Source organism: Niallia circulans, from assembly GCF_007273535.1.
Classification (GTDB): domain Bacteria; phylum Bacillota; class Bacilli; order Bacillales; family Cytobacillaceae; genus Niallia; species Niallia circulans_B.
On record NZ_RIBP01000001.1, the window covers coordinates 166655 to 179291 of the forward strand.

Sequence of the window (12637 nt, forward strand, 5' to 3'; positions counted from 1 at the left end):
TAAAACGATGCTCACAATATAGAGTAGAGATTAGTAGGGGTTATTATGGAAGAACATACATTTAACCATTTAACAGATGAAGAGAAAGTACTCTTTTTTATTTTGCTATCAAAAGAAATTTTAAACGACTTTTCACAACTTGAAGATAGACAGCTAGCACAAAATGCTATTTCAAAAAGTTTGGAATGGGTTAAAAACGAAGAAGAAATTGGTTACGAACTTTATGATCTATTGGATGATGAAGAGAATGGAATCACAATTATTCAAGAGATGTCCGATAATGAGAAAGATATCGCTGCATGGAATTGTATTATTGACACAGTTGCTTATACAAGTCGAAAAGCAATGGAAAAGGAGGGTGTAGAGTACTTTCCAGAACCAATTGCTCTAGTGGATGATTCATTAGTGGAACATTTTATTAGTTCTATGGAACAAGTTAAAGATAATTCTACTCTCCTAATAGAGAAGACATACGAGCAACTTTTATCAAATTTAGACTAAGTATAAAAACAATAATATTATTTCTTTCTTTTTAAGGATGCCGATACATTGTATGTTGGCATTTTTTTAATTACTTCCCTAAAGAAAGAGAATATGAGGAATGAAGAAAAGACTTGGAGTTATAAAATAATCCTGTTGTTTTTTTCATTAACTAATTAATGAATTTGAATCTTCCTCAAAAGTATGTAGCATCTTTATAGAAATCACAGAATTGAAGTGGCTTTTTAATGAAGACCAATAATCTGGATAAATGTAAATAAAGTCATTCATAACTTCTTGGGAGTAATATAGCAGATAATCTACTTTCGTTATTTCGAATTTTTCCAAATCGTATAAAAGTGCGTGGTGGATGGTGTAATAATCATTAATTTGATAGAGATTTGGTTTAACAATATTAAGGTTATTTGTTTGGATATAATTTAACAAATGCTCTTTTTGAAGGCTTACACTATCTTCTTTCGATAACCCCTCTATGGATATCCGTTCATTTATAAAATAAATAGCATTCATACATTTCCTCCGTAATGGTTGTTATAACAAGGATTGACAGAGTTTGTATGAAATATTCTTTTATTAGAAGGGAAAGGAATTTTTATTAAACAAATCCGAAGAAGACCAATTAATACATAATGGTTCGATGATAGCAACTGCTTTATGTAGGTGACCAGGATAATAAATTTGAAATTGAGATTCCTGTTGTTTTCCAGGGGGGAATTGGTGATGATGTAATTGATATTGTAAATGATACAGGCGTAGAAACTAATAATGAATACAAGTTGGAATTAAATGACCTTTCTGAAGAAGAATTCAACACAGATTTGACTAACCTTAGTTAGTACCAATGCTAGTAAAGATAATGAATATTTCACTGATTATTTCTTGGGAGGCTCGTCAAGAATACGATTACCCAATTTAAAAAGGATATAAATACAGTCGGAAATATGGGATGTTTAAGGTGCTATTAGAAGAAGGTGTATAAAAGTATTAAACTAAAAGAACTTTGGTAGAAAGAAGTCTTTGTACCAAAGTTCTTAAACTAGAGATGTAAATAGACGCAAGTTCATCGGCGTAAACGCAATAGTTTGAGCTTTAAAAACGTTATCTCCAATTAATACAATTGTTTCGAGTATTCTAATTTGTCCATCAGTCCTGCTCTCTTGATTATTAGCTATAGGTATGCAAAAGGGAAAATCAAAAAAGAGTAGGTGGTATCTACTTAAATATCATTATTTTAGTTACATATCAGTTTGTAAAGTTAATCATTAGAGTGGAGTATACACAAAAAAAGAACGATTGTTCGTATGATTTTGATTATATGATTTATCATCATCTTACTCTAAATTCTCATCTCTAGTTTTCTTAAGTCCTAATGTTATAGTTGCTAACTAGATATTGTCCCTACTGCTTAAGTCGTCTAACATTTCAAACGGGTACACAATATAAAGTAGAAAGTATAATTTATGCATTACGCCTATTGTTAAACAAATAACCTATCTCAGTGTCAGAGTCAGCGGGCACTTTTTTTTGTGATTCCGTTTCAAGTAAAACTGTTCTTTATTTTAACCAATGAATCTATGCTTTTACCAATAGGATGCGAAGATTATGCCTGATAAAATAATGGAAGGGCTTACATTTTGCCTGTTTTATAGCTGGTGTAAACAATATGTGTGAATGGAGGTGAAGCGATCACTCATTCAATCTTAATGGGCAGCTATTGATTAATGCAGAAAGCAATCCTTAACTTCTTTTGTTATTACATACATTCGTTACAAATAAGGGAGGCATATGGATGTTTTCGAAATGGAGAAAAACGAAAAAGACACTAATCGTCACGGTTATAATGCTGTTTATGCTGCAGGCAGGCTTGTCTCCGGCATTGGCGGGGGATACATTTCCATTTACTGGTGAAAGTGCAACTGGTTTGAATCAGCCGACACAGCATGGATATACGGTGAATCACATTTTAGATTGGACACCAGAAACAGATAAAAATGCTGACATGCTTAGGTCGAGAGTGCCGTTACAAGAGCGAAATCAAGCATTTGCTGCTACACAGGCAAACCCGGAGATAAGCGCGGATACGCAAATGTTTAATCTTGCTGGTGACTATGGGAATGCTTTTTTGGACAGTACGGCATATACGAATAAGTTTGGTCAATATACGTTTCCGTACTGGCAGTATGTCGATTATTATTCGTATTGGCATGGAACAGCGTCAGCAGATGTTCCAGATTATTTATATAATCCGAGCCTTCCATGGTATGAAAGATGGTTTGAATTTGGGGCATTAAATATTCCAAATCCTGCTTATACGAATGCAGCCCATAAAAACGGGGTTAAATCACTCGCGGTTATTTTCTTCTCAGATAATGATAGGGGACCACAGACATATTCACAAATGTTTGTTAAAGACAAGGACGGCAAATTCCCTGTTGCTGAAAAGCTCGTTGAAATGGCGGAATACTATGGGTATGATGGTTATTTCTTTAATCAGGAGGAAGCAAGTGCAGGGGTTGCTGTTAAGGATATTCCTGTATATAAAGAGTTTTTAAAGGCAATTAAACAAAGCGGCCTATATGTGCAGTGGTACGATTCAGTTGATAATACAACAGGCAAAACAAGATATGAGAACGAATTCACGGCTGTCAATAGTCCGTTTGTCAAGGATTCAAAATACGGCACTTTGACTGACTCAATTTTCTTAAACTATCTTTGGAATAAACAAAAGCTGGAGAAGTCTAAAGCCCATGCAGAAAGCTTAGGATTAGATCCTTTACAAACTGTGTTTGCAGGTGTTGAAGCAGGTGGAGACAGATTTAATAAACAGCGCAATGATTTACGAAATAATTTGGACAGCAACAAAAAGCCGATGAATAGTATTGCTATGCTCGGATCTGACTTTACTCATCATGCCTTGGATGAGGATCTGGGCGGAGAAGATACGAATCGACGTAATAACAGTGACTACCAATGGATGTCTTTTATTCGTGACAGAGCATGGTGGAGCGGTCCTAATCTTGACCCAACAAACCCAGGCAGAAACGCAGATGCTAAGCTTACAGATGTTGCAGCAAAAGGAGATAACTGGGACGGTGTTGCTTCCTATATAGCTGAGCGCAGTGTCATTCAAGGCTCTAACTTTGTGTCCAACTTTAACATGGGCCGAGGCTTAGATTACTATGTAAATGGCAAGCTAAGCAATAAAGATGAATGGTCAAATATTAATATTCAAGACATTCCGGTCACATGGCAATGGTGGATGGATACAACTGGAACACCGCTGCAGGCAGATTTTGATTTTGGTCCTGATTACAATACAGGGGCAAGATACAGCTATCAAAAGGTTGGTGCCTTTAATGGCGGAAGCTCGCTTGTTGTGAATGGTTCATTGGATGCCGAAAACCTATTGCATCTTTATAAAACCGATTTACAAGTGAAAAAGAGCTCGAAGTTTTCAATTACCTATAACAAACCATCTGAAGATGATTCATCAGTTATGAGTATCGGCTTATTCTTTAAAGATAATCCTGAAAAGGCAGTGAAAGTGGAAGTGCCTAATTCCGGTAAAAAAACGAATGGCTGGGTAACAGCAAATCTTGACCTGTCCAAATATGCAGGCAAAGAGCTTGCTGCATTTGGGATTGTGTTTGCGAATGGAGAACAAGAACAGATAGCTGATTATCAGATGAATATCGGGCAAGTGAAAATAAGTGATGGCTCGATAAAAAAACCGAAGGCTCCGACTGAGCTTAAAATAACAGAAGCATTAAGTGACTCGAATGAAATGTATATCGCTTGGAAGCTGGAAAACTATGAGAATGTGAAGCAATACAATGTCTATAACAATGGAGTTTTTGTTGGCGGCGTTTATGACGAAGTATTTTACATCAAAAACTTGCAGAATTTATCTGGTGATATTTCTCTGACAGCTGTTAGCCAAGACGGTCAAGAAAGTGCACCTGCTGTTGTGAAATATGATTTAACAAAGGGTGTACAAAACATTAAAGCAACTCAAGCAGATAATGGTGATATGGTCGTTTCATGGCAAAATCCCAAAAATGTGGATGGGAAAATTACCGTGAATATTGCAACAGAGTTCGACTATGCAAAGAAAGTGAATAAAACGGTCACCGTAAAAAACGGCAAAACAGAGGTGACGCTCCCTAATATGCCGCTAAATGGAGATAAATATCAGCTTAAAATAAGAATCGGCAGCCAAAACTGGATTAGCTATCGCAGTACGTTTTTTGACAAAACGATAGAAGCGTATCCAGCAGAAAAGGTCACTATTGATGGGAATTCTGTTAAGTGGAATTTACCTAATACGAGAGATTGGCACCATATATATGTATATGAAAATGGCGAAGCCAAAACATTTGATACGACCTACAGTCAAGGCAAAAGGCCTTATATTGTGCGAGGGCGCACGCATTTAAAGGAGCTCACCTTCCAAACGAAAGCAACAGACAGCATCCTTGAATTTGTGATAGAGGATTATTCAGGTAATAAAGCGACAACAGTAATCAGAATGAACTTAGACGATCTTTATAGTAAAATCAATGATTTTGTTGCTAGTGGTGAATTGACTGAGTCAGCTGGAAAGCAATTAACAAAAGTCTTGAACGCTGCCAAGAAGCATTATGAAGAAGATCGTTTAAAGCAAGCAGCAACCCAAATGAAGAAATTTAAGGATGAAATAAACAGTAAGCAAATGAAGGATATGGCAGACGGCGCAAAAACTACATTAATAGCGAGTGCCGATTATTTCCTAAGAAATATGTCGAAGTAAACCACTAACTAGCAATTAGGAGGATGGCAGATAGATTGCTGTTTGCCATCTTTTTTATAATTTTTAAGAATACTAACTTAGGAGGGAAAGACATTGTCACTGGAAAGAATACAGCGATTTATTCAGCACTTAGGGAAGTTTGAAGTTTTAGAATCGATTCAAATGAAGGATTGGCAGGCAAAACGTGGAGTTTATGTGGAGCCGGGTAAATATGAATTTAACTCAAATGAAACAGTTCTAATTAATGAAGGTGATTGGCTGATTGATGCTGGTGCCACGATGTTTTTGGAAAAGGAAGTTTCGATTCCAGCCAACTGGAGAAATCGTCCATTCGGTCTGACGTTCCATTCCAGTGCAGAGGGGCGCCGAACTCTTCATGAGGGGCTCGTTTCTATTAATGGCATGCCACATCATGGAATTGACCGTAACCGCAATTACGTCCCTTTCCCAGAAGATTCGCGAAATTTAGAAAAAATTACCATTATAATCGAATTATATAATTATGCCGGCCAAACCCTTGATGAGTTAAATTATCAAAATGAACCAGCAGAATTTGATCCGCCACCGTTAACCCTTTTACAAAGCAGTCTTGATTTAGTTAATAGCGCTGTGCAAAGTTTGCTTGCAACAGTGAAGTGTTACTTTGAAACAGCGAAACTACTGCCTGAAGGTAATATAGACAAATCCACTATCATCACGGCTTTGACAGAGGTGGAACGGAAAATATTGTCCGCAAAGCCAGCAGCGTTAACAGATATTTCGTTGGTTGCAGAAATAGAAGAAACTTTAATGGAAAGGCTTGCAGATTTGTCTGACAGCACGAACGGACAAATGCTGATGGTAGGTCAGTCTCATATTGATTTGGCTTGGCTTTGGCCTGTTAAGGAAGCAATCCGTAAGTGCAGCAGAACCTTCTCAACAATGAGCACACTACTCGAGGAGAATCCGAATTTTACTTATGCACAAAGCCAGCCCCAAGCGTATGCCTTTGTTAAAGAGCATTACCCTGACATCTATGAAAGGGTGAAAAAGCATATTGCCGATGGACGCTGGGAGGTTGTCGGTGGAATGTGGGTGGAGCCTGATTTAAATATGCCGTCAGGTGAAGCTTTGGTTCGTCAGCTGCTGTATGGCATGAAGTTTTATAAGGAGGAATTCGGCGTTCAGCCAAGAATTGAATGGCTTCCAGATACATTCGGCTATTGTGCGTCACTGCCACAATTGTTAAAGGGAGCTGGAATTGATTACTTTATGACATCAAAAATGAATTGGAATGATACGAACCCTTTTCCGTTTGATTTATTTTATTGGGAAGGAATCGACGGCACGAGAATCCTGTCCTTTTTGAATCATGGCTTAAATGAATATACACATCCACAAGAAATTCAAAGCCATTGGGATAGTTATAAGCAAAAAAACATCCATCCGCACCAAATGCTGCTTTACGGCCATGGAGATGGCGGCGGCGGAGTTACGCAGGAAATGATTGATTATGTTGATCGGTCTGCTTCCTTGCCTGGCTTACCTTCTGTCGTCAACAGTACCGCACATGAATTTTTTGATGGAATCACAGCGAAAAATCCGCCCTTGCCAGCATGGGTTGGTGATATGTACTTAGAGCTTCACCGCGGAACATATACAACACATGCCCGCAACAAAAGATGGAATCGGAAAGCAGAGGTTCTTTACCGAGATGCGGAAATTTGGGAAAGCGTCGCTGCAAACTTTGCAGGTGCAAACCATGATTCTTCATTGGAGCATGGCTGGAAGCTGCTTCTGCTCAATCAATTTCATGATATTATTCCTGGATCATCCATTCCAGAGGTATATATTGATTCGGAGTCTGATTATAAAGAGATTTTTGTATGCGGGGAAAAGGTAAGAAATGCTGCATTACAGGAGCTGGAACAGCAAATTAACACAGAAGGCGACGGGATACCTTTTGTGATCTTTAACAGCCTGTCATGGGAGAGGGCTGAAACAGTTAGCATCACTGGAGGGTTAGAATTGGCAGGCAAAGGTGCCGTCAATCAAGATGGCGAAGTGTTGCCAACAGAGATAATTCAAAAGGAAGATGGTCAATTGGAGCTATCTGTTTATGTTCCAGCCATCCCAGAAATGGGCTATAAGGTCATTTGGCTGCAGGATTTGGAGAATATCCAAAGTAATAAACAAGAGCAAGCTGCACGCGATTGGGAAACAGATTATTATCTTGTGGAATGGAACGAACTCGGAGAAATTACTCGTTTATATGACAAAAACTTACGACGAGAGGTATTGAATGATGGAGCTTGCGGAAATCAGTTCCAGCTTTTCCATGACAGACCGATGCTGTGGGATGCATGGGATATCGATCCGAACTTTGCAGAACAGCAAGCAGAAACGATTAGCCTTTTAGAGCAGAGCAGCACTAAGGGTGCAACGAAGGATATCATTTGCTTTAAATGGCAGCTTGGTCAATCAGTTATTGAACAAGATATGATTTTATATCACCACAATAAACGAATTGATTTTCAAACGAAAGTCGATTGGCACGAACAGCATAAATTATTAAAGGTTGCTTTTCCAGTTGATGTGATGAGCAGCAAAGCAACATATGAAATTCCGTTTGGAACGGTAGAGAGAGCGACACATTCAAACACAAGCTGGGAGCAAGCACAGTTTGAAGTATGTGGACACAGATTCGCTGACCTGTCTGAAGCAGGGTACGGTGTCAGCTTGCTGAATGACTGCAAATATGGCTATGATGTGAAACAAAATGTATTGCGTTTATCCTTATTGCGGGCACCAAAATGGCCTGACAAGGGAGCAGATATTGGCCTTCATGAATTCACCTATTCCCTTTTCCCGCATGAAGGGGAATGGAGAGAAGCTGAAGTAGTGAAGCAAGGCTATGAACTGAACCACCCTGTTGTCGTTTTAAAGTCGACAGCACATCTTGGAAGTCTTCCAAATTCGTATTCCTTCATAAAAACTGAAGCTAAACAAGTTATTCTTGATACGGTGAAACAATCTGAGAATGGCAATGGTCTTACGCTAAGAATGTACGAAACGAGTGGTGGCAGAGAGCAAATTCAGCTTTCTTTGGCTGAGCAGGTTCATTCTGCATATGAAACAAATTTGTTGGAAGAGAAACAAGCAGATATTTCTCTGGAAGGCAATAAGCTGTCGGCAGCATTAAAGCCATATGAAGTAAAAACAATTGTCGTAAACCTGTAGTTTATGCAACCAATAAAATGATAAGAGTCAGGTGGGAAAATGGTTCATTTTAATCAAGCGCACGAAACGGAAAAAAGCCAAGTTGAAGCATTATTAGCTAAAATGACATTAAAGGAAAAGGTTGGCCAGGTTAATCAAAAGCTGTATGGCTGGGAGGTCTACGAAAAAACAGACACTGGCTATGTTCTAACGGAAAAGTTTAAAGAACATGTACAGCGATGGGATGGAATTGGTGTTCTTTATGGTTTATTCCGTTCTGATCCATGGTCTGCCATTCATTTTGACAATGGCATAACAGAGGATGCGAGTGCTGAAGTAGCCAATATGATCCAGCAATATGTCAAGGATAATACAAGACTAGGCATACCAGTTCTGTTATCAGAAGAATGCTCCCACGGTCATCAAGGCTTAGATAGTATGATAACACCTGTCAATTTAGGAGTTGGTGCAACGTGGAATCCAGAGCTGCATCAGAAACTAATGGCAGCTGTTGCAGAGGAAGTCCGTGCAAAAGGGGCTCATCTTGCACTCGTCTCGACATTGGATATTTTGCGTGATCCGCGCTGGGGTAGATCAGAGGAATGCTTTAGTGAGGATCCTTTTCTTGCCTCAGAGCTAACAAAGGCTGTCGTTAAAGGGATGCAAGGGAAGCAAGCTGAGTTTATTGAAGAGGGGAAAATGATTGCAGTATTAAAGCATTTCGCGGCACAGGGAAACGGTACGGGTGGCAAAAATGCCGCACCGGCTTCCATTGGCGAAAGAGAATTGAGGGAAATTCATTTGCCGCCGATGAAAACGGCTATCCAATCAGGTGCCCTTGCCTGCATGGCCGCCTATAATGAAATTGATGGCATTCCCTGCCATGCTAACGGTTATCTCCTTCAGCAAATTTTGAGAGAGGAATTGGGGTTTAATGGTGCAGTTATGGCTGACGGCTGCGCACTCGATAATTTAGTTGCCTTAACGGAAAGCACGGAAAAGGCAGCAGCTTTAGCACTTGAAAGTGGTGTAGACATAAGCCTGTGGGATGATGTGTATATTGCTTTAGATTCTGCAGTTGAATTAGGGCTTGTTAGTGAGGAAAAGCTGAATGATGCTGTAAGAAGAGTGCTGACACTTAAATACAAAATGGGGTTGTTTGCAAATCCTTTCGTGGAAGAGAAACCACAGAGAGATGAGGAACAGGCAGACAAAATTAATCTGGAATCAGCTCGACAATCGATTGTGCTGTTAAAAAACAATGGTATTCTCCCATTGAAAAAGGAGTTAAAAAGAATTGCGGTCATTGGACCGAATGCAGATGCCAGTTATAATCAGCTTGGTGATTATACACCGTTTCAAAGGGAAAGCAGAGTCAGCACCGTCTTCAAGGGGATTGCTTCATTGGTAAAAGACGCAGAGGTGGTGTATGAACAGGGTTGCGGCATTCGTTCTGGCAACGAGGAAGGACTGGAAAAAGCGGTTCGTCTTGCCAGAAGCTCAGATGTTGCTGTTGTTGTTTTAGGCGGTTCAAGTGCAAGGGATTTTACTGCCCAGTTTGATTTGAACGGTGCTGTTATTAATACAACTGGTGAGGAAGAGATGGATTGCGGCGAAAATGTCGATACTGCCGATTTGGAGCTTGGTGGTCTGCAGCTAAAGCTTTTGCAAAGGGTAATGGAAACAGGGACACCTGTTGTCGTGGTACTGATTTCTGGCAGACCTCATGCGATTCCGTGGATTGCAGAACATGCTCCAGCAATCTTAAGCGCATGGTACCCAGGGCAAATGGGCGGTCAGGCCATTGCGGAAATTTTATTTGGAAAAGTAAACCCGAGCGGAAGATTGCCTGTCTCCATCCCAAGGTCTGCCATGCAGCTGCCTGTTTTTTATAATTACAAGGATGGAGGATACAAGAAGGACTATTTTGATATGTCTGGTAATGCTTTATATCCGTTTGGTTTTGGACTTTCTTATACAGATTTCGTATATGATAATCTCCAGATTACAAGACCAGCAATTACAGCAGAAAGGCTAGCGGCTGGGGAAAAGTTCTGTATCTCTGTTAAGGTTACAAATGTTGGAAATAATGACGGTTATGACGTGCTTCAGCTTTATATAAAAGGGAAGGCTGGTAGTATTATCAGGAGAGTTAAGGAATTAAAAGGCTTTAAGAAGGTATGGCTTGCGGCAGGAGAAACAAAAGAAGTTTGCTTTGAGCTTGGAGCAGAGGAGTTACAAGTGTTCAGCAGCCAAAACACTTATAAGGTGGAACAGGGGGAGATTGAAATAGAGGTTGGTAATCCTCGCAGCTGCTTAAATGCTGTCTTAAATGTCAGTTGATTTTAGGTGTATAAATTTTATTACATGTAATGAGCGGACTAAACTTAAGGCTGTTTAGTCCGCTTTTTATTTTTTGGTTCAGAGGATATAGATTGAGGTCTTCTGCAATTGAATTTCACCTCATGTAAAGAAACTTGCAGATAAACACGTACTTTATAAAGTTTCCGCTTTTGTTCCTGAAAGCGGTTGAATTTGGGTGGTGTTTTTGTTATGCTAAAAGCAACTTTACAGGAAATGGAGGTTTTCCTTTTGACGGCATCCATGAGATTAAGATTCTCACCATTCATTCGTTAATTGAATACGTATGAAGCTCTGCCTATGTTTTAGAGTAGGGGAATGGTCTGTCTATTATTAAGGGAGCCTTTATTTGACGGGTAGTTTTAAAGAGGGAATAGTCTGCCCTCTTTTTTGCTGTCTTTTATAGTAAGGACAGAGGCCTTTCTAAGGTTGTAGGTGAAGCACCATTTCTAAAAATATAAGATGAAATGAGTGGGGAAATATGAACTTAGTTAATAACCAGCAAAATGAATCTTGGCTAAGAAACATCGTACTGTTTTTAAGCAGCCAGACGATTTCGCTTTTTGGATCATCTCTTGTTCAGTATGCGATCATGTGGCATATCACATTAACAACAGAATCAGGAATGATGATGACATTGTATATCATCTGTGGGTTTATTCCGACATTTATTCTGTCTCCAATCGCAGGAGTTTGGGCAGACAGGTATAATCGAAAGATATTGATTGTATTATCTGATGGGCTCATCGCCTTTGCTACATTAATCCTGGCCATTCTGTTTATAATGGGGTTTGATTCCATTTGGCTCTTATTTGTTATGGCGGCGATTCGTGCTTTTGGGGCGGGAATTCAAACACCTGCTGTTGGTGCCATCTTGCCACAAGTTGTTCCAAAGGAAAAGTTGACAAAGGTTAATGGAGTGAATGGCAGCATTCAGGCTATCATCATGTTCGTATCACCGATGGTAAGTGCTGCATTATTGGCAACTACAGCCATTGAAATCATCTTCTTTATAGATGTCATTACCGCAGCAATTGCGATTGTTACAATGCTTTCCTTTGTGAAAATTTCTGTACATGAAAAGGCAGCGGAAAAACAGACAACAAGCTATTTTGCCGATTTTAAAGAGGGCTTGAGCTATGTGAACAGCCACAGTTTTCTTAAGTCGTTTTTCGTGTTCTTTGCGATTTTCTTTGTATTAATGGCACCGGCGGCATTTCTGACACCGCTCCAGGTTACCCGCAGCTTTGGCAGTGACGTATGGCGGTTGACAGCAGTCGAACTTGCCTTTTCTATTGGGATGATTGCAGGAGGCGGTATCATTGCAGCATGGGGCGGCTTCCGTAATAAGATTAGCACGATGACGCTTGCGAGTGTCATTATGGGGGTATGTACATTAACACTCGGAATTGCGCCGTCATTTTGGCTCTATTTAATCTTCATGGGAGTTTTCGGCATTGCCATGCCGATTTTTAACACACCAACTACTGTACTTTTGCAGGAGAAAATCTCTGAGGAATATTTAGGAAGAGTTTTTGGCGTGTTAGGAATGATTTCTACCTCGATGATGCCAATCGGCATGCTTATTTTCGGTCCACTCGCAGATATTATTAGAATCGAATGGCTGCTAATAGGTACTGGATTATTCATGCTTGTGCTAACGGTTTTCTTAAGCCGCAATAAGGCGTTAATTGAAGCAGGGGAGCCTGCTGTGGTTACTGAATCATAATGTATCTATTTAAGTAACAGCTAATTAATGAACGCCTGAAGTATCCAGCTAAAAAATCT

The 12637-nt window shown here is 39.6% G+C and carries 6 protein-coding genes; 5 read left to right on the forward strand and 1 reads right to left on the reverse strand.

All coding sequences use genetic code 11. The annotated features are described in order from the left end of the window. Positions 1-45: 45 nt before the first annotated feature. Positions 46-501: an Imm6 family immunity protein gene (locus tag CEQ21_RS01745; RefSeq protein ID WP_185762975.1), complete on the forward strand. Its 456-nt coding sequence runs from the start codon at positions 46-48 to the stop codon at positions 499-501. Positions 502-648: 147 nt separating this feature from the next. Here CEQ21_RS01745 and CEQ21_RS01750 read toward each other — a convergent pair whose 3' ends face one another. Further along, positions 649-1011: a hypothetical protein gene (locus CEQ21_RS01750; RefSeq protein WP_185762976.1), complete on the reverse strand. Its 363-nt coding sequence runs from the start codon at positions 1009-1011 to the stop codon at positions 649-651. A gap of 1279 nt (positions 1012-2290) precedes the next feature. On the opposite strand from CEQ21_RS01750, the gene CEQ21_RS01755 reads away from it, so the two are divergent. The 4 genes from CEQ21_RS01755 to CEQ21_RS01770 all read left to right on the forward strand — a co-directional run bounded on the left by CEQ21_RS01755 (position 2291) and on the right by CEQ21_RS01770 (position 12578). Continuing rightward, complete coding sequence (locus tag CEQ21_RS01755; RefSeq protein WP_185762977.1) at positions 2291-5290, forward strand: endo-beta-N-acetylglucosaminidase; 3000 nt, start codon at positions 2291-2293, stop codon at positions 5288-5290. A 93-nt stretch (positions 5291-5383) separates the two neighbouring features. Continuing rightward, entirely contained in the window at positions 5384-8509 is a 3126-nt protein-coding gene (locus CEQ21_RS01760) for an alpha-mannosidase (protein WP_328593449.1), read from the forward strand. Positions 8510-8548: 39 nt separating this feature from the next. Next, positions 8549-10831 carry a glycoside hydrolase family 3 N-terminal domain-containing protein gene (locus CEQ21_RS01765; RefSeq protein ID WP_185762978.1) on the forward strand — a complete coding sequence of 761 codons (2283 nt, stop codon included), beginning with the start codon at positions 8549-8551 and terminating at the stop codon, positions 10829-10831. Positions 10832-11330: 499 nt separating this feature from the next. After that, the gene (locus tag CEQ21_RS01770) at positions 11331-12578 is read left to right on the forward strand and encodes an MFS transporter (protein WP_185762979.1); all 1248 of its coding nucleotides are present in this window, start codon (positions 11331-11333) and stop codon (positions 12576-12578) included. Positions 12579-12637 lie beyond the last annotated feature (59 nt).

Bases quoted from the DNA above. Each gene is read 5' to 3' on its own strand.
- CEQ21_RS01770 (WP_185762979.1), top strand. From the start codon at position 11,331: ATGAACTTAGTTAATAACCAGCAAAATGAATCTTGGCTAAGAAACATC.
- CEQ21_RS01755 (WP_185762977.1), top strand. From the start codon at position 2,291: ATGTTTTCGAAATGGAGAAAAACGAAAAAGACACTAATCGTCACGGTT.
- CEQ21_RS01745 (WP_185762975.1), top strand. From the start codon at position 46: ATGGAAGAACATACATTTAACCATTTAACAGATGAAGAGAAAGTACTC.
- CEQ21_RS01750 (WP_185762976.1), bottom strand. From the start codon at position 1,011: ATGAATGCTATTTATTTTATAAATGAACGGATATCCATAGAGGGGTTA.
- CEQ21_RS01765 (WP_185762978.1), top strand. From the start codon at position 8,549: ATGGTTCATTTTAATCAAGCGCACGAAACGGAAAAAAGCCAAGTTGAA.